23 protein-coding genes are annotated in these 22772 nt (G+C 68.7%); 11 read left to right on the top strand and 12 right to left on the bottom strand.

Annotated features, from left to right (window positions below; translation table 11 throughout):
- Nucleotides 1–101: 101 nt before the first annotated feature.
- Both trxA and KU887_RS13710 read right to left on the bottom strand, forming a co-directional pair.
- Nucleotides 102–950, bottom strand: a complete 849-nt coding sequence (trxA, locus tag KU887_RS13715) for a thioredoxin (RefSeq protein WP_258250428.1) — start codon at nt 948–950, stop codon at nt 102–104.
- A gap of 52 nt (nt 951–1002) precedes the next feature.
- Nucleotides 1003–1884 carry a pirin family protein gene (locus KU887_RS13710; RefSeq protein WP_006482482.1) on the bottom strand — a complete coding sequence of 294 codons (882 nt, stop codon included), beginning with the start codon at nt 1882–1884 and terminating at the stop codon, nt 1003–1005.
- Nucleotides 1885–2150: 266 nt separating this feature from the next.
- Here KU887_RS13710 and KU887_RS13705 point away from each other — a divergent pair, with 266 nt between their 5' ends.
- Nucleotides 2151–3029: an EamA family transporter gene (locus KU887_RS13705; RefSeq protein ID WP_171984013.1), complete on the top strand. Its 879-nt coding sequence runs from the start codon at nt 2151–2153 to the stop codon at nt 3027–3029.
- Between the two features lie 43 nt (nt 3030–3072).
- Here the strand turns inward: KU887_RS13705 and KU887_RS13700 are convergent, their stop codons facing one another.
- Nucleotides 3073–4599 carry an N-acetylmuramoyl-L-alanine amidase gene (locus KU887_RS13700; protein ID WP_058901759.1) on the bottom strand — a complete coding sequence of 509 codons (1527 nt, stop codon included), beginning with the start codon at nt 4597–4599 and terminating at the stop codon, nt 3073–3075.
- A complete protein-coding gene (locus KU887_RS13695) occupies nt 4581–5135 on the bottom strand; it encodes a bifunctional tRNA (adenosine(37)-N6)-threonylcarbamoyltransferase complex ATPase subunit type 1 TsaE/phosphotransferase (RefSeq protein WP_012492836.1) in 555 nt (184 codons plus the stop codon). The genes KU887_RS13700 and KU887_RS13695 overlap by 19 nt, the downstream gene beginning before the upstream one ends.
- Nucleotides 5136–5152: 17 nt before the next feature.
- Here KU887_RS13695 and queG point away from each other — a divergent pair, with 17 nt between their 5' ends.
- The 3 genes from queG to xerD all read left to right on the top strand — a co-directional run bounded on the left by queG (nt 5153) and on the right by xerD (nt 7870).
- Entirely contained in the window at nt 5153–6388 is a 1236-nt protein-coding gene (queG, locus tag KU887_RS13690) for a tRNA epoxyqueuosine(34) reductase QueG (RefSeq protein WP_080330916.1), read from the top strand.
- Nucleotides 6389–6452: 64 nt separating this feature from the next.
- Nucleotides 6453–6923 carry a methylated-DNA--[protein]-cysteine S-methyltransferase gene (locus KU887_RS13685; RefSeq protein ID WP_006496476.1) on the top strand — a complete coding sequence of 157 codons (471 nt, stop codon included), beginning with the start codon at nt 6453–6455 and terminating at the stop codon, nt 6921–6923.
- Nucleotides 6920–7870, top strand: coding sequence for a site-specific tyrosine recombinase XerD (xerD, locus tag KU887_RS13680; protein WP_258250427.1), 951 nt, complete (start codon nt 6920–6922; stop codon nt 7868–7870). The genes KU887_RS13685 and xerD overlap by 4 nt, the downstream gene beginning before the upstream one ends.
- A gap of 76 nt (nt 7871–7946) precedes the next feature.
- Here the strand turns inward: xerD and KU887_RS13675 are convergent, their stop codons facing one another.
- Nucleotides 7947–9509 (bottom strand): class I adenylate-forming enzyme family protein, encoded by a 1563-nt coding sequence (locus KU887_RS13675; protein ID WP_048988974.1) that lies wholly within the window; start codon nt 9507–9509, stop codon nt 7947–7949.
- A 236-nt stretch (nt 9510–9745) separates the two neighbouring features.
- Between KU887_RS13675 and ybaK the strand changes: the two genes are divergently transcribed.
- Both ybaK and plsY read left to right on the top strand, forming a co-directional pair.
- Nucleotides 9746–10240, top strand: coding sequence for a Cys-tRNA(Pro) deacylase (gene ybaK, locus KU887_RS13670; RefSeq protein WP_060264792.1), 495 nt, complete (start codon nt 9746–9748; stop codon nt 10238–10240).
- Nucleotides 10241–10356: 116 nt separating this feature from the next.
- The gene (gene plsY, locus KU887_RS13665) at nt 10357–10998 is read left to right on the top strand and encodes a glycerol-3-phosphate 1-O-acyltransferase PlsY (protein ID WP_006482488.1); all 642 of its coding nucleotides are present in this window, start codon (nt 10357–10359) and stop codon (nt 10996–10998) included.
- A 79-nt stretch (nt 10999–11077) separates the two neighbouring features.
- Here plsY and KU887_RS13660 read toward each other — a convergent pair whose 3' ends face one another.
- Nucleotides 11078–11563, bottom strand: a complete 486-nt coding sequence (locus KU887_RS13660) for a YajQ family cyclic di-GMP-binding protein (protein WP_006482217.1) — start codon at nt 11561–11563, stop codon at nt 11078–11080.
- A gap of 136 nt (nt 11564–11699) precedes the next feature.
- Between KU887_RS13660 and murB the strand changes: the two genes are divergently transcribed.
- A complete protein-coding gene (gene murB, locus KU887_RS13655) occupies nt 11700–12749 on the top strand; it encodes a UDP-N-acetylmuramate dehydrogenase (RefSeq protein WP_258250426.1) in 1050 nt (349 codons plus the stop codon).
- A gap of 87 nt (nt 12750–12836) precedes the next feature.
- Here murB and argF read toward each other — a convergent pair whose 3' ends face one another.
- Nucleotides 12837–13766 carry an ornithine carbamoyltransferase gene (gene argF / locus KU887_RS13650; protein WP_258250425.1) on the bottom strand — a complete coding sequence of 310 codons (930 nt, stop codon included), beginning with the start codon at nt 13764–13766 and terminating at the stop codon, nt 12837–12839.
- Between the two features lie 412 nt (nt 13767–14178).
- Between argF and KU887_RS13645 the strand changes: the two genes are divergently transcribed.
- On the top strand, nt 14179–14499 hold the full coding sequence (locus KU887_RS13645; protein WP_006482210.1) for a DUF3579 domain-containing protein: 321 nt from the start codon (nt 14179–14181) through the stop codon (nt 14497–14499).
- A gap of 152 nt (nt 14500–14651) precedes the next feature.
- On the opposite strand, the gene rpsT is transcribed toward KU887_RS13645, so the two are convergent.
- Nucleotides 14652–14924: a 30S ribosomal protein S20 gene (rpsT, locus tag KU887_RS13640; RefSeq protein WP_006482211.1), complete on the bottom strand. Its 273-nt coding sequence runs from the start codon at nt 14922–14924 to the stop codon at nt 14652–14654.
- A gap of 304 nt (nt 14925–15228) precedes the next feature.
- Between rpsT and murJ the strand changes: the two genes are divergently transcribed.
- Nucleotides 15229–16779 carry a murein biosynthesis integral membrane protein MurJ gene (murJ, locus tag KU887_RS13635; RefSeq protein ID WP_006482209.1) on the top strand — a complete coding sequence of 517 codons (1551 nt, stop codon included), beginning with the start codon at nt 15229–15231 and terminating at the stop codon, nt 16777–16779.
- Between the two features lie 8 nt (nt 16780–16787).
- Nucleotides 16788–17630, top strand: a complete 843-nt coding sequence (locus KU887_RS13630) for a SirB1 family protein (RefSeq protein ID WP_060210756.1) — start codon at nt 16788–16790, stop codon at nt 17628–17630.
- 251 nt (nt 17631–17881) lie between these two features.
- Here KU887_RS13630 and adk read toward each other — a convergent pair whose 3' ends face one another.
- The 4 genes from adk to lpxK all read right to left on the bottom strand — a co-directional run bounded on the left by adk (nt 17882) and on the right by lpxK (nt 20872).
- On the bottom strand, nt 17882–18544 hold the full coding sequence (gene adk / locus KU887_RS13625; RefSeq protein ID WP_006482212.1) for an adenylate kinase: 663 nt from the start codon (nt 18542–18544) through the stop codon (nt 17882–17884).
- 208 nt (nt 18545–18752) lie between these two features.
- Nucleotides 18753–19544 carry a 3-deoxy-manno-octulosonate cytidylyltransferase gene (gene kdsB, locus KU887_RS13620; protein ID WP_006482208.1) on the bottom strand — a complete coding sequence of 264 codons (792 nt, stop codon included), beginning with the start codon at nt 19542–19544 and terminating at the stop codon, nt 18753–18755.
- A gap of 124 nt (nt 19545–19668) precedes the next feature.
- Nucleotides 19669–19863, bottom strand: coding sequence for a Trm112 family protein (locus KU887_RS13615; RefSeq protein WP_006482216.1), 195 nt, complete (start codon nt 19861–19863; stop codon nt 19669–19671).
- Nucleotides 19844–20872 carry a tetraacyldisaccharide 4'-kinase gene (gene lpxK / locus KU887_RS13610; RefSeq protein WP_006496470.1) on the bottom strand — a complete coding sequence of 343 codons (1029 nt, stop codon included), beginning with the start codon at nt 20870–20872 and terminating at the stop codon, nt 19844–19846. Before lpxK ends, KU887_RS13615 begins: the two co-directional genes overlap by 20 nt.
- A gap of 449 nt (nt 20873–21321) precedes the next feature.
- On the opposite strand from lpxK, the gene xseA reads away from it, so the two are divergent.
- Nucleotides 21322–22704, top strand: a complete 1383-nt coding sequence (gene xseA, locus KU887_RS13605; RefSeq protein ID WP_006496469.1) for an exodeoxyribonuclease VII large subunit — start codon at nt 21322–21324, stop codon at nt 22702–22704.
- Nucleotides 22705–22772 lie beyond the last annotated feature (68 nt).

The following is a 22772-nucleotide window of genomic DNA, read 5'->3' as shown; positions in this document are numbered from 1 at the left end:
GCGCGACGCGCGGGCAGGAAAGACGGATGCCGCGGCGCGGGTAACGCGCCGCGAGCGATACGGCAAGTCGGCCGGGCCAGCGCGGCCCGGCGCGTCGTGCATCAGTTGAGCGCCATGCTCAGCTTGCGTCGCCACCCGGCGACGAGGTCGGGGCGATCGCCGGCCAGCTCGAACACCGAGATCATCGTGCGGCGGCCGAGATCATCGCCGTACGTGCGATCGCGCATCACGATTTCCAGCAACTGTTCCAGCGCGCCTTCGTACGCGCGCCGCGCGATCAGGCTCTGCGCAAGGTCGAAGCGTGCGTCGAGATCGGCCGGGTTTGCCGCGATGCGCGCTTCGAGCGCATCGGTTGGCGGCAGGTCGGCCGTGGCTTCGAGTGCGTCGAAACGGGTCTTGATCGCTTGGTAGCGCGGGTCGCCGTTCTGCACGGTTTGCGGCGACAGGCGCTCGGTCTCGGCACGCGCGGCGTCGACTTCGTTGCGCGCCAGCAGCAGTTCGATCAGGTCGAGGCGCGCGTCGTCGTAGCCGGGGTTCAGCGCGAGCGCCGCTTCGAGGTGCGCGAGCGCCTCGTCGAAGCGCTGTTCGGCCATCGCATACTGCGCGGCGCGGCGCTCGGCTTCCTCGGGGGCCGGCAGCAGCCGGTCGAGGAACGCGCGCAACTGGCCTTCGGGCAGCACGCCGACGAACTGGTCGACCGGGCGCCCGTCGGCGAACGCGATCACGTGCGGGATGCTGCGCGTCTGGAAGTGCGCGGCGAGTTCCTGGTTCTCGTCGACGTTGACCTTCACGAGCTTCCAGCGGCCTGCGTAATCGGCTTCGAGCTTTTCCAGCAGCGGGCCGAGCGTCTTGCAGGGGCCGCACCACGGCACCCAGAAGTCGACCAGCACGGGCGTGTCCAGCGACGCCTCGATGACGTCTTTCTCGAATGTGGCAAGCGTGGTGTCCATGGCGTTCTCTTCCGTTCGAATATCGTCAGGATGGGGGCGGCGCGCGGCTTTTTCAACGCGGTTTCGCTTCGGGCAGCGGAATCCATTCGGTCTCGCCGGGCACCTTGCCCATTTCCTGGCGCGTCCAGGCCGCTTTGGCCCGCTCGATCGCCTCGCGACTGCTCGCGACGAAATTCCACTCGATGTAGCGTTCGCCGTCGATCCGGTCGCCGCCGAGCAGCATCGCGCGCGCGCCGCTGGCGCTCGTCAGCGTGACCGTCGCGCCCGGCACGAGTACGGCCATCTGTTCGGCCGGCACCGGCGTGCCGTCGATCGCGAGCTCGCCGTCGACCACGTAGACCGCGCGCTCCTCGTGCGATGCATCGAGTTCGAGCCGGCCGCCGGCCGCGAATTCGGCCGCGACGTACAGCGTGCGCGAGAACGTCGTCACGGGCGAATGCAGCCCGAACGCGTCGCCGGCGATCACCGTCAGCGCCACGCCGTCTGCGTCGCGCTTGGGCAGCGTGTCGGCCGCATGGTGCTCGAACGACGGTTCGGTCGTCTCGTGCGCCTGCGGCAGCGCGACCCAGGTCTGGATGCCGTGCACGGTGTGGCCGCTGGCGCGTTGCGCGTCCGGCGTGCGCTCGGAGTGGACGATGCCGCGGCCGGCCGTCATCCAGTTCACGTCGCCGGGCACGATTTCCTGCAGCGAGCCGAGGCTGTCGCGGTGCAGGATCGCGCCGTCGAACAGGTAGGTAACCGTCGCGAGTCCGATGTGCGGATGCGGGCGCACGTCGAGCCCCGTGCCGGCAGGCAGCGTCGCGGGCCCCATGTGATCGAAGAAGATGAACGGGCCGACGAGGCGTGCGGCGAGCGCGGGCAGCGTGCGGCGTACCTGCAGGTTGCCGATGTCGCGGACGTGCGGCTTCAGCAGGGCTTTGATCGAGTCGGTCATGGCGGGCCTCGTGGGGAACGGCTGGATTGCCGGTCATTGTACTGGCGGTGCGGCGGCGCGCGCGCGTGACGCGGAGCGCGGGGACCACGAAATGCGCGCGCTGCGGCCGCGGCAGGCATGCGTCGTGCGGCATCCGCGGCGTGGCGCAAGCCGCTGCGCGCGCCGCCGATTCCATGCGCGCCGTGCGGGTATCGGGCCGGCCGGCGAAACCCGGTAGACTGGCCGGCTTCACAACAATGATTCGACAATCGAGGGAGACACCGATGATGGCCCCGAAGGACTTGCTGCTCGCGCTGGTCGTGATCCTGGCGTGGGGCGTGAACTTCGTCGTGATCAAGGTCGGCCTGCACGGCATGCCGCCGATGCTGCTCGGTGCGCTGCGCTTTACGCTCGCGGCCGTGCCCGCGGTGTTCCTCGTGCGCCGGCCGCAGATTTCGTGGCGGCTGCTGGTGCTGTACGGCGCGACGATCCAGCTCGGCCAGTTCGTGTTCCTGTTCACCGGCATGTACGTCGGCATGCCCGCCGGCCTCGCGTCGCTCGTGCTGCAGTCGCAGGCGTTCTTCACGCTGGTGTTCGCGATGCTGTTCCTCGGCGAGCGGCTGCGCGTGCAGAACCTGATCGGGCTCGCGATCGCCGCGGGCGGGCTCGTCGTGATCGCCGCGCAAGGCGGCCGCGCGATGACGCTCGCGGGTTTCCTGCTGACGATCTGCTCGGCCGCGATGTGGGCCTTCGGCAATATCGTCACGAAGAAGGTCGGGCGTGCGAACCTCGTGTCGCTCGTCGTATGGGCGAGCCTCGTGCCGCCGGTGCCGTTCTTTCTGCTGTCGCTGTGGTTCGAGGGGCCGCAGCGGATCGCGACCGCGCTCGCCGGACTGAACGGCGCGTCGATCTTCGCGGTCGTCTATCTCGCATTCGTCGCGACGCTGCTCGGCTACGGGCTGTGGAGCCGCCTGCTGTCGCGCTACCCGGCCGCGCAGGTCGCGCAGTTCTCGCTGCTGGTGCCGATCGTCGGGCTCGCGTCGTCGGCGCTGCTGCTCGACGAGCATCTGACGCAAACGCAACTGATCGGCGCCGCACTCGTGATGGGCGGGCTCGCGGTGAACGTGTTCGGCGGGAAACTGCTGAGCCGCTTCGCGGCGTCGTGACGCGCCGGCACGCGCTGCGTGCCGGCGGGGGGAGCGGTGGCGCTCAGGCCATCCGGCTCTTCGCGAGCGGCGGATTCGCGGCGAAATAACGCTTGATGCCGCGGAAGATCGCGTCGGCCATCTCGTCGCGATAGCTGTCGTCGTTGAGCCGGCGCTCTTCGTCCGGGTTGCTGATGAATGCGGTCTCGACGAGGATCGACGGAATGTCGGGCGCCTTCAGCACCGCGAACCCGGCCTGCTCGACCGAGCCCTTGTGCAGCTTGTTGATACCGCCCACTTCCTTCAGCACGTAGTTGCCGTAGCGCAGCGAGTCGCGGATCTGCGCGGTCGTCGACATGTCGAACAGCGCGCGGTTCACCGCCGCGTCCGCCGTCTTGATGTTGATGCCGCCGATCAGGTCCGACGAATTCTCCTTGTTCGCCATCCAGCGCGCCGCGGCGCTCGTCGCGCCGTGGTCGGACAGCGCGAACACCGACGAGCCGCGCGCGGACGGCGTCGTGAACGCATCCGCGTGGATCGACACGAAGAGATCCGCGCCGACGCGGCGCGCCTTCTGCACGCGCACGTTCAGCGGCACGAAGAAGTCGGCGTCGCGCGTCATCATCGCGCGCATGTTCGGCGCGGCGTCGATCTTCGCGCGCAGCTTCTTCGCGATGTCGAGCGCGATGTGCTTCTCGTACGTGCCGTTGCCGCCGATCGCGCCCGGATCCTCGCCGCCGTGGCCCGGGTCGATCGCGACCGTCAGCAGACGCACGGTGCCGCCCTTGGCGGATTTCGGCGCGGTGAACTTGTAGGTGTCGCCGTCGTCGTCGCCGTCGTCGCGGCGCGCGATGACGGGCGGCGGCTTGACGGCCGGCTTCGCGGGCGTCGACGGCGTGCCGGCCGCCGGCGGCGTGTGCGGCGTGGTTGGCGTGTTCTGCGCGAAACGCTGGAAGAATGCGTCGCTGTTGTCGCCCGCGCCGGGCGGCGGGGTGCCGGGGCCCGCCAGCGTGGACGGCGGCTGCATCTGCTGCGCGCGCGCGGTGTCGTTGAGCGCCTGTTCCTTGCGTTCCGTCTGCGCGATCAGGTCGGACAGCGGATCGGGCGCGACGGCCGGATACAGGTCGAACACCAGCCGGTACTTGTACGTGCCGACGGGCGGCAGCGTGAACACCTGCGGCTTCACCGAGCCTTTCAGATCGAACACCATCCGCACGACGTGCGGCTGATACTGGCCGACGCGCACCGACTGGATCTGCGGATCGTTCGGCGCGATCTTCGAGACGAGGTCGCGCAGCGCCTGGTCGAGGTCGAGGCCGCTCAGGTCGACGACGAGACGGTCGGGACCCTGCAGCAGTTGTTGGCTATTCTGCAGCGGCTGGTCGGATTCGATCGTGACGCGCGTGTAATCGCGTGCGGGCCACACGCGCACGCCGAGCACCGACGACGCGTGCGCGAGCCGCGGCGCGACGAGGCCGAGCACCAGCGTCGACGCGCCCGCGCACAGGATCTGGCGGCGCCGCCAGTTGTGCGTCGCGGTGGCCGCCGATTCGATCGAGCGGAACGGTTTGATCAACATCTTTCGAGACATGCCTTTCCTGAAGCGCTGTACGCCCGGACGGTGAGGGCACGGCCGTCGCCATCCACGTCGAGCGAGAAAACCAGATCGGGCACGCCGAGCAGGGCGCCCGCCTGTTGCGGCCATTCGACGAGGCAGATCGCGCTGGAATTGAAATATTCGCGAAAGCCTGCATCGGACCATTCGGCCGGATCGTTGAATCGATACAGATCGAAGTGATAGACCTCGAGTTCCCCATCGCTGCGTTCGAGCGCGTACGGCTCGACGAGCGTATAGGTCGGGCTGCGCACGCGGCCCTGGTGGCCGAGGCCGCGCAGGATCGCGCGCACGAGGGTGGTCTTGCCCGCGCCGAGATCGCCGACCAGCTGGATCTGCAGCCCGTCGAACACATGCGCGCGGTCGAGTTCGAGGCGCGCCGCGTCGAGCGCGTGCGCGAAGCGGGTGCCGAAGGCCTCGGTTGCCGCTTCGTCGGCGAGCGCGATCACGCGCTCCGCGAGCGGGGCGGGCAACGTGGCGTCGTGAGGCGGTTGGCTGGGCGTGGCTGGCATTCTCGTAAAATAGTGCGATGAACCGACTACCGGAACGCGCCGCATCCGACAGGCCTTCGACTCGTGACGAAGGCGCGGCGCCGTGCGCGCTCGACGATGCGGCGTTGACTGCGCTCGCCGCTCGCATCAGGGCGTGGGGGCGCGAATTGGGTTTCGGGGCGATCGGCATCAGCGATACCGATCTCTCGGATGCCGAAGCGGGCCTCGCCGCCTGGCTGGAAGCCGGATACCACGGCGAAATGGATTATATGGCGAAACATGGGATGAAACGCGCGCGGCCGGCCGAACTTGTGGCCGGTACGCGACGCGTGATTTCCGTGCGGCTCGCTTATTTGCCGGCCCAAACGCTCGCTGACGGCGCGTCCGGCGGCGAGCCCGGCGCGCTCGTGCCGCACGACTGGCGCGCCCGCGAACGGGCACGGCTCGACGATCCGCAGGCGGCCGTCGTGTCGATCTATGCACGCGGCCGCGACTATCACAAGGTGCTGCGCAACCGGCTGCAGACGCTCGCGGAGCGTATCGAGCACGAGATCGGCGGGTTCGGCTACCGCGTGTTCACCGATTCGGCGCCGGTGCTCGAGGTCGAGCTCGCGCAGAAGGCCGGGGTCGGCTGGCGCGGCAAGCATACGCTGCTGTTGCAGCGCGATGCCGGCTCGCTGTTCTTTCTCGGCGAGATCTACGTCGACCTGCCGCTGCCGACCGACGCGCATACGGCGCCCGACCGCGCGCCGGAGACGCCCGGCGCGCATTGCGGCAACTGCACGCGCTGCATCGACGCGTGCCCGACCGGCGCGATCGTCGAGCCGTACCGCGTCGATGCGCGCCGCTGCATCTCGTACCTGACGATCGAGCTGAAAGGCAGCATTCCCGAGCCGCTGCGGCCGATGATCGGCAATCGCGTGTACGGCTGCGACGACTGTCAGCTCGTGTGCCCGTGGAACAAGTTCGCGCAGGCTGCGCCCGTCGCCGATTTCGACGTGCGGCACGGTCTCGATCGCGCGACGCTCGTCGAGCTGTTCGCGTGGGATGCCGACACGTTCGACACGCGGATGCAGGGCAGCGCGATCCGGCGCATCGGCTACGAAAGCTGGCTGCGCAATCTCGCGGTCGGGCTCGGCAATGCGCTGCGCGCGGGTGCGGACCGGCTCTCGCCGGCGGCGCGCGACGCGATCGTCGCCGCGCTGCGCGCCCGGGCCGACGATCCGTCGCCGCTCGTGCGCGAGCATGTCGAATGGGCGCTGCGGGCCGCGTGAAGGCGGCGTAAAGTGTCGTCGGCGCGCGGGCAGGGCCGCGCGCATCCCCGGTCAGGAGAAGGCAATGTTCAACGCAGTCATCGACGCGCCGTTCGGCAAGGTCGGCATCCGTACGGATGCCGCGGTGGTGCGCGAGATCGTCTATCTGCCCGAATCGATGAAGTCGGTCGATCCGGATTCGGCGCTCGCGAAGCGCGCGGTCAAGCAGATCGAACGTTATTTCGAGCGCGCGTCCGCACGCTTCGACCTGCCGCTCGCCGATGTCGGCAGCGCATTCCAGCATCGCGTGTGGGACGTGATCAGCGATATCCCGCCCGGCACGGTGCTCACCTACGGCCAGGTCGCGAAGCGGATCGGCAGCGCGCCGCGCGCGGTCGGCCAGGCGTGCGGCGCGAACTACTTCCCGCTCGTGATCCCGTGCCATCGCGTCGTCGCGGCGGGTGGCCTCGGCGGGTTCGCGAACCACGACGACAACGGCTATTACCAGCAAGTGAAGCGCTGGCTGCTGACGCACGAGGGTGTGCCGTACCGATGAGCGAACCTGTGACGATCCCCGAAGCCGACGACGATGCCGTCGCGGCATCGCCCGCGCTGCTCGCGAGCCGCGCGTCGATCGACGTGTTCTGCGATGCGTTGTGGCTCGAACACGGCCTCGCGCGCAACACGCTCGATGCGTACCGGCGCGATCTGGTGCTGTTTTCCCAATGGCTGGCCGCGACGCACGCCGCGCCGCTCGACGGCGCCGACGAGGCGATGGTGACCGGCTACATCGCCGCGCGCAGCGACGGCAAGGCGACGTCGTCGAACCGGCGACTGTCCGTGTTCCGTCGCTATTACGGCTGGGCCGTGCGCGAGCATCGCGCGAGCGCCGACCCGACGCTGCGGATCACGTCCGCGAAACAGGCGGCCCGGTTCCCGTCGACATTGTCGGAGGCGCAGGTCGAGGCGCTGCTGGGCGCGCCGGACATCGGCACGCCGCTCGGCCTGCGCGATCGCACGATGCTCGAGCTGATGTACGCGAGCGGGCTGCGCGTGAGCGAGCTCGTGACGCTGAAGACCGTCGAAGTCGGCCTCAACGAAGGCGTCGTGCGCGTGATGGGCAAGGGTTCGAAGGAGCGGCTCGTGCCGTTCGGCGAAGTCGCGCACGCCTGGATCGAACGCTACCTGCGCGACGCGCGGCCCGCGCTGCTCGGCGCACGCGCGGCCGATGCGCTGTTCGTGACCGCGCGCGGCGACGGGATGACGCGCCAGCAGTTCTGGAACATCATCAAGCGTCACGCGCAGCAGGCCGACGTGCGCGCGCACCTGTCGCCGCACACGCTGCGGCACGCGTTCGCGACGCACCTGCTGAACCACGGCGCCGACCTGCGCGTCGTGCAGTTGCTGCTTGGCCACAGCGACATCTCGACCACGCAGATCTATACGCACGTCGCGCGCGAGCGGCTCAAGACGCTGCACGCGCAGCATCACCCGCGCGGCTGACGCGCGACGCGGGCGTTCGACGCAGCGTGGTGGGGCGGGGCGCCGATGCGGACTGCGCCGCGCATCGCAGGGCGCGTCAGACGAGCTCGCGCAGCCGGTGCTTGAGCACCTTGCCGGTCGATGCGGCCGGCAACGCATCGAGCACGCGGATGTGCGCAGGGCGTTTGTAAGCGGTGAGCCGGTCCGCGCACCATGCGTGCAATGCCGCCTCGTCGACCGCCGCGCCCGGCACGCGCTCGACGAACGCGAGCACTTCCTCGTTGCCGTCGATCGCGCGGCCGATCACGGCCGCCTGCACGACGTCCGGATGCGCGTTCAGCACCTGCTCGACCTCGACCGGATACACGTTGAAGCCCGAGCGGATGATCAGCTCCTTGCTGCGGCCCGCGATCGTCACCGCGCCGTCCGCGTCCTGCCGCGCGAGATCGCCGGTGCTCAGCCAGCCGTCCGGCGACACGGCCGCGCGCGTCGCATCCGCGTTGCGGTAGTAGCCGAGCATCACGTTCGGCCCGCGCACGCGGATCTCGCCGACTTCGCCCGGCGGCACGTCGGTGCCGTCCGGCGCGACGATCCGCACGTCGACGCCCGGAATCGGCACGCCGACCGAACTGTCCGTGCGCGGCGCGTCGAGCGGCGTCTGCGTGATCGTCGGGCTGCTTTCGGTCATCCCGTAGCCGTTGTGCAGCGGCACGCCGTACAGGCGCTCGACGCGCGCCTTCAGGTTCGCATCGAGCGGCGAGCCGCCCGAATATGCGAAGCGCAGCCGCGGCGCGCGCCATGCGTGGCCGTGCGTGTGCAGGTGTTCGAGCAGCTTCGCGTGCATCGCGGGCACGCCCTGGAAGATCGTCACGCCTTCGTCGGCGAGCGCGACGCGGACGGCTTCCGGCGAGAAGCGCGGCGCGAGCCGCAGCGTCGCGCCTGCATACAGGCTGCCCAGGCACACCGATGCGAGCCCGTACACGTGCGACACGGGCAGCACCGTGTAGACGACGTCATCCGGCGACACGCGGCGCAGCGCGCTCGACGTCGCCGCGATGAACAGCAGGTTGCGGTGCGACAGCATCACGCCTTTCGGCGTGCCGGTCGTACCGGTCGTGTAGATCAGCGCCGCGCATTGGGCGGCGCCGTCGGCGGCCACCGGTTCGGCGGGCGCGCTCGCGTCGACGCGATACGACCACGCGCCGATGTCGACCGGCAGCGCGCCGGCCGGCATTGCGCCGATCCGCTCGGCGTGGGCGCGGGCGTCGGGTGAGGCGTCCGTCGTGAACGCGGTCAGCTTAGGGCGTGCATGCGCGGCGATCGCATCGAGTTCGGCGGCCGACAGCCGTGCGTTCGACACGAGCGCCCACGCGTCGAGGCGGGCGGCCGCGAACAGCAGCACGATCTGCGCGACGCAGTTTTCCGCGACGATCATCACGCGGTCGCCGCCTTGCACGCCGAGGCTCGCCAGCCGCGCGGCCGCCGCATCGACGGCCTGCGCCAGATCGCCGTACGACAGGCGGCGCGCATCCTCGATCAGCGCCGGCTGCGCGGGCGACTGCGCGGCCCGGCGCGCGGGCACGTCGGCGATGCGACGCGGCAGCGCGGCGAGCAGCGCATCGACATCGAGCGATTCGGATGAACGGACGGGCGAGGACATGGCGTCTCCAGATGAGGGGCCGGCGGCGGGCCGACGATATTTGCGAACGATCGTGCCATGACGGCGCGCGCGCCACAATTGGCCAATCGGGCAATAGCGCTTCACGATGTCTGCAATGATGATGGGCGAGATCGTGACCGCGATGCGGCGGGCCGGCGGAAAACGGGCCGCGAGTATACCGTCGGCGCCGGCACGCGATTGCGCGAGCGTCGATCGTTCGCCATTAAAATGCCGCCATGAGCAAATCCAGACACGTGTCCGAAACCCCCGCGACCCAACTGCTGCGCCGTCATGGCGTCGCATTCGGCGAGCATCCGTACGAATACGTCGAGCACGGCGGCACCGGCGAATCGGCGCGCCAGCTCGGCGTCGACGAGCACAGCGTCGTGAAGACGCTCGTGATGGAAGACGAACACGCGAAGCCGCTGATCGTGCTGATGCACGGCGACCGCACGGTGTCGACCAAGAATCTCGCGCGGCAGATCGGCGCGAAGCGGGTCGAGCCGTGCAAGCCCGAGGTCGCGAATCGCCATTCGGGCTATCTCGTCGGCGGCACGTCGCCGTTCGGCACGCGCAAGACGATGCCCGTCTACGTCGAGGCGACGATCCTCGACCTGCCGACGATCTACCTGAACGGCGGCCGGCGCGGCTACCTGGTCAGCCTCGCGCCGGCGGTGCTCACGTCGTCGCTGCTCGGCGCGCGGCCCGTGCAGTGCGCGAGCGTCGACTGAGGGTTTCACCTTCGTGGCACGCCGCGCCCGTTCGGTAGAATGGGCGCCGTTTCGGCCTGCCGGCTTGCCGCGCACGGCCATCCCTTTCCCGATACGTTGAAAGAAGAGTCCTCCGCATGCAGATCCTGCTCGCCGCCCTCGTTGCCTACCTGATCGGTTCGGTGTCGTTCGCCGTCGTCGTCAGTTCCGTGATGGGCCTGGCCGACCCGCGTTCGTACGGATCCAAGAATCCGGGCGCGACCAACGTGCTGCGCAGCGGCAACAAGAAGGCCGCAATCCTGACGCTCGTCGGCGACGCGTTCAAGGGCTGGATCGCCGTCTGGCTCGCCCGTCACTTCGGCCTGCCCGACGTCGCGGTCGCGTGGGTCGCGATCGCCGTGTTCCTCGGCCACCTGTACCCGGTGTTCTTCCGCTTCCAGGGCGGCAAGGGCGTCGCGACCGCGGCCGGCGTGCTGCTCGCCGTGCACCCGGTGCTCGGGCTCGCGACCGCGCTGACCTGGCTGATCGTCGCGTTCTTCTTCCGCTATTCGTCGCTCGCGGCGCTGGTGGCGGCCGTGTTCGCGCCGGTGTTCGACGTGTTCCTGTTCGGCACGCCGGGCCATAACCCGGTCGCGTGGGCCGTGCTCGCGATGAGCGTGCTGCTCGTGTGGCGTCACCGCGGCAACATTTCGAAGCTGCTCGCGGGGCAGGAGAGCCGGATCGGCGACAAGAAGAAGGCGGCCGCGGACGGCGGCGCGCAGGACGGCGGGAAGGCCTGAGAACGTGCGGCGCTGGCCGCGCGCCGGGCGCGCCGCGTGTGCGGGGCCCGGCCGGATGACGCGACGGGCCGGCGGCCGGTCAGTCGCGGAAGTTGTTGAAGTCGAGCGGCGTGTCGGTCACGTCCTTGCGCAGCATCGCGATCGTGCTCTGCAGGTCGTCGCGCTTCGTGCCCGAGATGCGCACCGCGTCGCCCTGGATGCTTGCCTGCACCTTGATCTTGCTGTCCTTCACGAGGCGCACGATCTTTTTCGCGAGGTCGCCCGTCACGCCTTTCTTCACGGTGACGATCTGCTTGACCTTGTCGCCGCCGATCTTCTCGACCTTGCCGTAGTCGAGGAAGCGCACGTCGACGTTGCGCTTGGCCAGCTTGCCGATCAGCACGTCCTTGACCTGGCCGAGCTTGAAATCGTCGTCGGCGAACAGCGTCAGCTCGCGTTCCTTCTGCTCGACGCGTGCGTCGGAGCCCTTGAAGTCGAAGCGCGTCGAAATTTCCTTGTTCGACTGCTCGATGGCGTTCTTCACTTCGATCATGTTCGCTTCGGAAACGACGTCGAACGATGGCATGGCATTCTCCCTTGAGATGCGGGCACCCGGCTCGCGCGCGGGCACTCGCTATAATTGCGGACTGTTTGCCATTTTACCGATGCCCCTCCGTTTGCCCAAGGCCGGCCATGCGCCGCCCGGGCCGACGTGACCGCGAGTGCCGATGCCCCCTGACGATTCCGCCCTGTCGCTGCTTCCCGACCATCCGCTCGCCGCGCACAACACGTTCGGCATCGCCGCGCGTGCGCGCTTCGCCGCGCGCATCACGCAGGCGGCGCAGTTCGAGGCGCTGCATCGCGACCCGCGGGTCGCGACCCTGCCGCAACTCGTGCTCGGCGGCGGCAGCAATATCGTGTTCACGCGCGATTTCGACGGCGTCGTGCTGCTCGACCAGATCGCGGGCCGCCGCATCCTGCGCGAGGACGACGACGCGTGGTACGTCGAGGCCGGCGGCGGCGAGAACTGGCACGCGTTCGTCGCGTGGACGCTCGAGCACGGGATGCCGGGCCTCGAGAATCTCGCGCTGATCCCGGGCACCGTCGGCGCCGCGCCGATCCAGAACATCGGCGCGTACGGCCTCGAGATGAAGGCGTATTTCGATTCGCTGGTCGCGGTCGAGCTGGCGACGGGGCGCCGCGAGCGCTTCGACGCCGCGCGCTGCGCATTCGGCTACCGCGACAGCTTCTTCAAGCGGGAAGGGCGCGGCCGGTTCGCGATCGTCGCGGTGACGTTCCGGCTGCCGAAGCAATGGACGCCGCGGCTCGGCTACGCGGACGTCACACGCGAGCTCGACGCGCGCGGCATCACGCCCGATGCGGCGACGCCGCGCGACGTGTTCGATGCGGTCGTCGCGATCCGCCGCGCGAAGCTGCCCGATCCGCTGGTGCTCGGCAATGCGGGCAGTTTCTTCAAGAATCCGGTGATCGACGCCGCGCAGTTCGATGCGCTGCGCGCCCGCGCGCCGGAGGTCGTGTCGTATCCGCAGCCGGACGGGCAGGTGAAGCTCGCGGCCGGCTGGCTGATCGACCGCTGCGGCTGGAAGGGGCGCGCGCTCGGGGCGGCGGCCGTGCACGATCGCCAGGCGCTCGTGCTGGTCAATCGCGGCGGCGCCACCGGTGCCGACGTGCTGGCGCTGGCGCGGGCGATCCAGGCCGACGTGCGCGCGCAGTTCGGTGTCGAGCTGGAGGCGGAACCGGTCTGCCTGTAACGCAGGCGTGCGCCGGTTGTCGCGCATCCAAACAAAAAGCGCCGATCGTCGATCGGCGCTTTTTTTACGCGTGTGCGTTGCGGCGCGTCAGTGCTTGAGGCGGCCGAGCAGCAGGAACTCCATCAGCGCCTTCTGCACGTGCAGGCGGTTTTCCGCTTCGTCCCACACGACGCTCTGCGGGCCGTCGATCACGCCGGCCGTCACTTCCTCGCCGCGGTGCGCGGGCAGGCAGTGCATGAAGAGGGCGTCCGGATTCGCATGGCCCATCATTTCCTCGTCGACGCACCAGTCGGCGAATGCCTGCTTGCGCGCCTCGTTCTCGGCCTCGAAGCCCATGCTCGTCCACACGTCGGTCGTCACGAGATCGGCGCCCTTGCACGCTTCGTTCGGATCGTCGAACACCTCGTAGAACGGCGCGCTGTCGGGCGACACGAGCTTCATGTCGAGTGCGTAGCCGGGCGGCGTCGACAGGCGCAGCTTGAAGCCGAGGATCTGCGCGGCTTCGATCCACGTGTAGAGCATGTTGTTCGCGTCGCCGACCCACGCGACGGTCTTGCCGGCGATCGGGCCGCGGTGCTCGTAGTACGTGAAGATGTCGGCGAGCACCTGGCACGGGTGGTATTCGTTCGTCAGGCCGTTGACCACCGGCACGCGCGAGTTCTGCGCGAAGCGCGTGATCACGTCCTGCTCGAACGTGCGGATCATGATGATGTCGACCATTCGCGAGATGACCTGCGCGGAATCCTCGACGGGCTCGCCGCGGCCGAGCTGCGTGTCGCGCGTGCTCATGAAGACGGCGTGACCGCCGAGCTGGAAGATCCCGGCCTCGAACGACAGGCGCGTGCGCGTCGAGCTCTTCTCGAAGATCATCGCGAGCGTGCGGTCGTGCAGCGGGTGATAGGTCTCGTAGTTCTTGAACTTGCGCTTCAGGATACCCGTGCGTTCGAGCACGTACTCGTAGTCTTCCAGCGAGAAATCCTTGAACTGCAGGTAGTGACGAATGGTTTTGGCGGTCATGAAACGAAATACGGCGGGTCTCACCCGGCAGCGAGGCCGGACGGCGCCGCCGTCGGGTGTGGATAACTCAAAGCAGCATAAAGGATTTTCTGTGCTTTGACGAGCCGTGGAGCGACGCGGGGCAGGATCGCCGCGCGCGATCCGCAGTGCGGGAAGACGGGCGTCGGGACGACGCGCGATGGCGCGCTGCGGTATAATTCGAAAGTTTTCTCCAGCCCGGCAGGCAAGGCTTTTCGCGCTCTGCCGGACACAAGCCGTGCGCTGCACACATCCGGTGCAGTCCACCGGCGGCGCGCCTCGACGCCCCGTTTTCGGGATATCGATGAGCTTGTGCCGCCGACCCTCCAGCTTTGTGTTCGCGTATCCAGGCGCCGTTGCCTGGACATCGCCGGGCCGTCACTTGGGTAACCACATGGCTGAAACCCCTCCGACCGAATTTTTCATCCAGGGCATCACGAAAGACGGGAAAAAGTTTCGCCCGAGCGACTGGTCGGAACGTCTGGCCGGTGTGATGGCCTGCTTCGGGCCGGGGGCGAGCGGGCCGAACGCGCGTCTCAAGTATTCGCTGTACGTGCGTCCGACGATGCTCGGCGACCTGAAATGCGTGATCCTCGATTCGCGGTTGCGCGACATCGAGCCGATGGCTTTCGATTTCGTGCTGAATTTCGCGAAGGACAACAACCTCGTCGTGACCGAGGCGTGCGAGCTGCCGGACTACAACGCGAAGAAGTGATGCCGGCGGGCGAGGGCGCGTGCCGTGCCCGCCCGCGTACAGGTCGCCGCCGCGCGTGATGCGCGAGCGACCGGCAACGAAAAAGCCCGCCTAGGCGGGCTTTTTCGTGATCGCAGGAAACAGGAACGCCCGCGCGAGCGGGCGCACCGGATTTACGCTGCTGCCTGCAGACCCTTGACGGCTGCGGCCAGGCGGCTCTTGCTGCGAGCGGCCTTGTTCTTGTGAACGATCTTCTTGTCGGCGATCGTGTCGATCGTCTTCACGGCAGCCTTGAACAGCTCGGCAGCCTTTGCCTGGTCGCCGGCTTCAACAGCCTTGCGAACCGACTTGATCGCGGTACGGAATTTCGAGCGCAGCGCCGAGTTGTGCGAGTTTGCCTTCGCGGCCTGGCGGGCGCGCTTGCGTGCTTGTGCGGAGTTAGCCATGACGGTTCCTTATCCTGTCCTGTTTCCAGAGCTTGGAGCCTGACGGCCAAGCGCTGCTTTTCGATCCGTCCCCTGAGAACGATTGCCCAGGGGCGCATAAAAAAACGGTGATTTTAACCGAGGCCGGGACATGAAAACGGCAGTTGCCGTGCATGTACGAGCCCAGAAACCGGCGATTATAGCAACAAAATCAAGCGAGTGGCAAGTTCGACTTAACGCCCGCCGGGCGGGGCGCCGGCGGCGGCCGCGCTTTTCGGTATCGGCCGGTGGCCGGGTCGCGCAACGTCCGTATAATAAGCGCCCCATGAATCTATTCCGAGCCCTGCTGACGGTCAGCGGCTTCACGCTGCTGTCGCGCGTGACCGGACTGGCCCGCGAGACGCTGATCGCCCGTGCGTTCGGCGCCAGTCAATACACCGACGCGTTCTACGTCGCCTTCCGCATTCCGAACCTGCTGCGCCGCCTGTCTGCCGAAGGCGCGTTCTCGCAGGCGTTCGTGCCGATCCTCGCCGAGTTCAAGAACCAGCAGGGGCACGATGCGACGAAGGCGCTCGTCGACGCGATGTCCACCGTGCTCGCGTGGGCGCTGGCCGTGCTGTCGGTCGTCGGGATCGCCGGCGCGTCGTGGGTCGTGTTCGCGGTCGCGTCCGGCCTGCACAGCGACGGCCAGGCGTTCCCGCTCGCGGTCACGATGACGCGGATCATGTTCCCGTACATCGTGTTCATTTCGCTGACCACGCTCGCGTCGGGCGTGCTGAACACGTACAAGAGCTTCTCGCTGCCCGCGTTCGCGCCGGTGCTGCTCAACGTCGCGTTCATCGCCGCGGCCGTGTTCGTCGCGCCGCACCTGAAGGTGCCGGTCTACGCGCTCGCGTGGGCCGTCATCGTCGGCGGCGTGCTGCAGTTTCTCGTGCAACTGCCGGGCCTGAAGAAGGTCGACATGGTGCCGCTGATCGGCCTGAATCCGCTGCGCGCGCTGCGTCATCCGGGCGTGAAGCGCGTGCTCGCGAAGATGGTGCCGGCGACGTTCGCGGTGTCCGTCGCGCAACTGTCGCTGATCATCAACACCAACATCGCGTCGCGGCTCGGGCAGGGCGCGGTGTCGTGGATCAATTACGCCGACCGCCTGATGGAGTTCCCGACGGCGCTGCTCGGCGTCGCGCTCGGCACGATCCTGCTGCCGAGCCTGTCGAAGGCGCACGTCGACGCCGACTCGCACGAATATTCGGCGCTGCTCGACTGGGGGCTGCGCGTCACGTTCCTGCTCGCGGCGCCGAGCGCGCTCGCGCTGTTCTTCTTCGCGACGCCGCTCACCGCGACGCTGTTCAACTACGGCAAGTTCGACGCGCATACCGTCACGATGGTCGCGCGCGCGCTCGCGACGTACGGAATCGGCCTCGTCGGCATCATCCTGATCAAGATCCTCGCGCCGGGCTTCTATGCGAAGCAGGACATCAAGACGCCGGTGAAGATCGCGATCGGCGTGCTGATCGTCACGCAGCTCTCGAACTACGTGTTCGTGCCGCTGATCGGCCACGCGGGGCTCACGCTGAGCATCGGCGTCGGTGCGTGCCTGAATTCGCTGCTGCTGTTCCTCGGGTTGCGCAAGCGCGGCATCTACCAGCCGTCGCCGGGCTGGCTGCGCTTTTTCGTGCAGCTCGTCGGCGCGGCGCTCGTGCTCGCGGGCCTGATGCACTGGTGCGCGATCAATTTCGACTGGACCGGGATGCGCGCGCAGCCGCTCGATCGCATTGCGTTGATGGCCGCGTGCCTCGTGCTGTTTGCTGCACTATATTTCGGTATGTTGTGGGTGATGGGCTTCAAATACGCTTACTTCAGAAGGCGCGCCAAGTGACGACCGCAATGACCCGCGTCCTCGACTACTTCAGCACGCTCGTGGCGGACGACGACAGTCTGCCCGTCACGGAAGCCGCGCTGTCGCTGGCGCAGGACGCGTATCCCGACCTCGACCTGCAGGGCACGCTGGCCGAACTCGACATGCTGGCGGCGCGGCTGCGCCGGCGGCTCGCCGACGATACGGACCTGAAGGGCCGCGTCGCCGCGCTGAACGACTTCTTCTTCCGCGAGCTCGGCTTCGCGTGCAATCACAACGATTACTACGACCCCGATAACAGCCACCTGAACGCCGTGCTGAAACGGCGGCGCGGGATCCCGATCTCGCTGTCGGTGCTGTACCTGGAACTCGCCGAGCAGATCGGCGTGCCGGCGCGCGGCGTATCGTTCCCCGGCCATTTCCTGCTGCGCGTGACGCTGCCGGACGGTGACCTGATCATCGATCCGACCAACGGCCATTCGCTGTCCGAAGCCGAGATGGTCGAGATGCTCGAGCCGTACGTCGCGCGTGCGGCCGGCGCGGTCGACAGCGCGTTGCGCGCGTTGCTGCAGCCGGCGACGAGCCGCGAGATCATCGCGCGGATGCTGCGCAACCTGAAGACGATCTATCTGCAGACGGAACGCTGGCAGCGGCTGCTCGCGGTGCAGCAGCGGCTCGTGATCCTGCTGCCCGAGCAGCTCGACGAAGTGCGCGACCGCGGCTTCGCGTATGCGCGGCTCGACTACCTGCGCCCCGCGCTCGAGGATCTCGAGCAGTATCTCGGCGAGCGACCGGATGCGGACGATGCGACCGTCGTCGAATCGCAGGTGAGCGAACTGCGGCAACGGATGCAGCGCGACGGCGAGGAGTGAGCCGAGCCATCGGCGCACGTCCACCGGCACACGAAAAAAACGCCCGCATCGCGGGCGTTTTTTCTTGCGCGTGCGCGTGCCGGCCCCGAGCGATCGGCTGAAACTCCGGTGCGCCGCTCGCACGACCCACGCGTTCGACCGATTGTACGGGGCGCCGCCGGGCGGCGGCGACACGCGCGCGATCGTGCCAATCGCGGCAGGCAAAAAAAAGCCGCCCGGAACGGGCGGCTCGCGGGTGCGCGACGCGCTGCTTACTTCAGTGCGTCGAACGCGCGCTCGCGGATTTCGTCGACGGTGCCGAGGCCCGAGATCTTGCGATACTGCGGCGCCTTCAGACCGTTTTCCTCGCCACGCTGCGCCCAGTCGCCGTAGTACGTGATCAGCGGCTTGGTCTGCGCTTCGTATACTTCGAGACGCTTTTTGACAGTTTCTTCCTTGTCGTCGTCGCGCTGGATCAGCGGTTCGCCCGTCACGTCGTCGTGACCTTCGACCTTCGGCGGGTTGAACTTGACGTGGTACGTACGGCCCGATGCCGGGTGCGTGCGACGGCCGCTCATGCGCTCGATGATTTCCGAGAACGGGACGTCGATCTCGAGCACGTAGTCGATCGCGACGCCGGCTTCCTTCATCGCGTCAGCCTGCGCGATCGTGCGCGGGAAACCGTCGAACAGATAGCCGTTCGCGCAGTCGGATTCCTTCAGGCGCTCCTTGACGAGGCCGATGATCAGCGCGTCCGGCACGAGCTTGCCGGCATCCATGTAGCCCTTCGCCTCGACGCCGAGCGGCGTGCCGGCCTTCACGGCCGCGCGCAGCATGTCGCCCGTCGAGATTTGCGGGATGCCGAATTTTTCCTTGATGAAGTTTGCCTGGGTGCCCTTTCCCGCGCCGGGCGCGCCCAACAGGATCAAACGCATGGTGATATCTCCAAGTATGTAGATTCGTGTGGCGAGACACAAAGGCGTCGGCGACGGCGGGCGCGGGGCTTGCCCGGCGCGCGGCGGACCGGTCTGATGCGGCGCGTCGGCTTGGGCGACGCGCGGCTGCCGGCAGGGCCACGGGCGGGGTCAAGCGAGGACGCGCTGGTCGCGGACGGCTCGCACAATCGCCTGATTATGCCACGGGTTATTTTGAACCCGGCTGAAAAAGGGCCTGCACGCGCGCGAGATCGGCCGGCGTGTCGATACCGGCTTCGGGCGCGGATTCGGTGATCAGCACCGCGATGCGCTCGCCGTGCCACAGCGCGCGCAGCTGTTCGAGCTGCTCGGCCTGTTCGATCGGCGCCTGCGCGAGCGACGGATAGGTGCGCAGGAAACGCGCGCGATACGCATAGAGGCCGATGTGCCGGTAGACCGGGAAGGCCGGCGCCGGCATGGCCGCGACGTCGGGCCAGTGCGGCTGGTATGCATCGCGGCTCCACGGAATCGGCGCGCGCGAGAAGTACAGCGCGACGCTCTGCGCGTCGAGCGCGACCTTCACGACGTTCGGGTTGAACACGTCGGCCGCGTCGTGGATCGGATGGGCCGCGGTCGCGATCGCGCACGCCGGATGCGCGGCGAGGTGCGACGCTACGTCGCGCACGAGCACGGGGTCGATCAGCGGCTCGTCGCCCTGCACGTTGACGACCACGGTGTCGTCGCGCCAGCCGAAGGCCGCCGCGACTTCCGCGAGCCGGTCGGTGCCGGACGGATGATCGGCGCGCGTGAGCACCGCCTCGAAGCCGTGATCGCGCGCCGCGTCGAGCACGCTCTGCGCGTCGGATGCGACGAGCACCTGTTGCGCGCCCGCTTCGCGCGCGCGCTCGGCGACACGCACGACCATCGGCTTGCCGCCGAGATCGGCGAGCGGCTTGTTCGGGAGCCGCGTCGACGCGAGCCGGGCGGGAATGACGGCGATGAAGGGTTGCGGGTGAGTCATCGGGGAGCGTTGAGAAGGACGGGGCGGGCGACGCCGGAAGCCGGTCGCCCGGCGAAGTGCGGCGACCCGGCCGGGGCCGGGCCGCCTGTGTCGATTCGGTGCGCCGGACGAGCGGCGCGGCGGTTCAGCGGCCGGCCGGGTCGACCGGCGTGCCTTCGACGGTCTGGCGCGCTTCGTCGACCAGCATCACGGGGATGCCGTCGCGGATCGGGTAGGCGAGCTTGTCCGCGTTGCAGATCAGCTCCTGCGCGGCACGGTCGTAGTGGAGCGGGCCTTTGCAGATAGGGCACACAATGATTTCAAGCAGGCGAGCGTCCACGGAGTTTCTCCACAACGAGGGCAATGAGGCGAGGGTCGAGCGCGGCTTCGACGGGGACCACCCACAGTCGGGCGTCGCGCCAGGAAGCGCCCAATTTTACTGCATCCTTCTCGGTGATCAGGATCGCATCGACGGCATCGTCGACGAACGGATTGTCCGCGAACGCGTAATGGTCCGGCAGCGCGCGGGTCGCCGGCGCGAGACCGGCCGCGCGCAGCGTCGCGAAGAAGCGCTCCGGCGCGCCGATGCCGGCTGCGGCGAGCACGCGTTCGTTCGCGAACTGCGACAGCGGGCGGCGCAGCGTGGGCTGGTCGAGGTGCCACGCGGCGCCCGGCGTCAGCGCGAGCGCGTAGGTGTCGGGCCAGGGCGGCAGCGCGCTACTGTACGGGTCGTTGACGAGCGTCGCGTCGCGGTGCCGCGACAGCGGCTCGCGCAGCGGGCCGGCCGGCAGCAGGAAACCGTTGCCGCCGAGCCGGTGGTCGAATACGACGAGCTCGACGGTGCGCGCGAGGCGGTAGTGCTGCAGGCCGTCGTCGCTGACGATCACGTCGACGTCCGGATGCGCGGCTCGCAGCGCCTGCGCGGCCGCGACGCGATCGGGGCACACCCACACGGGCGCGCCGGTGCGGCGCGCGATCAGCAGCGGTTCGTCGCCGGCCGCGCCCGCGCGCGACGCCGGCGTGACGGCGGTCGGCGCCTTCACGTTCGCGCCATAGCCGCGCGACACGACGCCGGGCGTGAAGCCGGCCGCGCGCAGCGCGTCGACGAGCGCGATCACGGTCGGCGTCTTGCCGGTGCCGCCGACGGTCACGTTGCCGACCACGACGACCGGCACGCCGACGTCGACCGGCTGCTTCCAGCCTTGCGCGTAAGCGGTGCGCCGCAGCGCCGCGCACAGGCCGAACACGCAGGCGAACGGCGTGAGCGCCCACGCGAGCGCGCCGCGGCGCTGCCATTCGCGTGTCAGGCGCGCTTCGAGTCGCGCGAGCGGGCCGCCGGGCGCGCTCATCGGGCCGGGCGCGGCGCGTCGTGCGCCGCGGCGAGGGACGGATTCGTCAAGGCGGATTCTCCGTTGGGCGGCGCATGCCGCAGGGTCCGTGGAAGGCGGCACTCTAGCGCGCCGCACGCCGGCGCGGCAAGCGCGACCGGCCGCCGCAGCGCCCGGGGCCGGATCGTGGCGCCCTGTGGATAACTCTGTGAAAAACTCCCCGGTCGATTGCCTCAAACGCCCGCCCGGCGGGCATCGAATCGGATGTGAATTATTTTGAAAGGTTTAAAAAACTATAAAAATCAAGGTGTTACGAAGAATTGTCTGGTTTTTTTAGCGGTTTCCGCGCGTTTTACGCGGACGAATGCCAGAGTGTGGACACTTTCCGCGCGTGGCGGCGAATGCGGCGGCGCTGGACGCCGCACGCGTGTCGGACTATCGTGACGCCGCCAGCATTCATCCGACCGTCCATGCTTTCCGACTCTCCTTTTTCCGCGCCCGGCGCCACGCGCGGCGGCGACGAAGTGATTCCCGTTTCGGCGCTCAATCGCGCGATTTCGACGATGCTCGAGCGCTCGTTTCCGCTGCTGTGGATTTCGGGCGAAGTATCGAATTTCACGCGCGCCGCGAGCGGCCACTGGTATTTCTCGATCAAGGACCAGCAGGCGCAGATGCGCTGCGTGATGTTCCGCGGCCGCGCGCAATACGCCGAATTCACGCCGCGCGAAGGCGACCGCATCGAAGTGCGCGCGGTCGTCACGATGTACGAGCCGCGCGGCGAAGTGCAGCTCAACGTCGAAGCCGTGCGACGCACCGGGCAGGGGCGCCTGTACGAAGCGTTCCTGCGGCTGAAGGCGCAGCTCGAAGCCGAGGGTCTGTTCGCCCCCGAGCGCAAGCGGCCGTTGCCGGCCCACCCGCGCGCGATCGGCATCGTCACGTCGCTGCAGGCCGCCGCGCTGCGCGACGTGCTCACCACGCTCGCCCGGCGCGCGCCGCACATTCCGGTGATCGTCTATCCGGCCCCCGTGCAGGGCGCCGGTTCCGCCGAGAAGCTCGTCGCGGCCGTCGCGACCGCGAATGCGCGGCGCGAGGTCGACGTGCTGCTGGTGTGTCGCGGCGGCGGCTCGATCGAGGATCTGTGGTCGTTCAACGACGAAGCGCTGGCGCGTGCGATCGCGGCGAGCGAGCTGCCGGTCGTCAGCGGTGTCGGCCACGAAACCGATTTCACGATCGCGGACTTCGCGGCCGACCTGCGCGCGCCGACGCCGACCGGCGCGGCCGAACTCGCGAGCCCGCAACGCGCGCTGCTGCTGCGCGAGGTCGACGAGCGCCAGCGTGCGCTCGCGCGCGGCATGGCGCGCCGGCTCGAACAGCGCGCGCAGCAGCTCGACTGGCTTGCACGCCGGCTCGTGAGCCCGGCCGAGCGGCTGCAGCGGCAACGCACGCACGTCGAGCAGCTCGCGGCGCGGCTGGCGTCGGCGGCGTCGCGGCCGGTTCGCGATGCACGCGCGCGTTTCGCGCTCGCGCAACTGCGCTGGCAGCGCGCGCGGCCCGATGCGTCACAGGCGCGCCATGCGCTCGCGGGGCTGTCGCAACGTCTGGCCAGTGCGTTGCAGCGCCGTCACGAACGCGACACGGCGCGTGTGTCGGCCTGTGCGGCGCGGCTCGAGGTGCTGAGCCCGCAGCGCACGCTCGAGCGCGGCTATGCGGCGCTGATCGATGCGCAGACGGGCCGCGCGGTGCGCGCGCCGAACGCGCTGAAGCCGCAGCGGCGCCTGACCGTGCATCTCGCCGAAGGCTCGGCCGACGTGTCGCTCGCCGACGTGCAGCCGCGGCTGACCGATACGATCTGACGTAACCGGCGCGAGCGACACGCGGCGATCGTCGCAACGAACGCGACGCGGGCGGGCACGGATGCTGC

Source organism: Burkholderia sp. EMB26, assembly GCF_024730645.1.
GTDB classification, from domain to species: Bacteria; Pseudomonadota; Gammaproteobacteria; order Burkholderiales; family Burkholderiaceae; genus Burkholderia; species Burkholderia cenocepacia.
The sequence above is the reverse complement of the archived record's forward strand: the minus strand, read 5'-3'. Positions and strand labels throughout refer to the sequence as shown.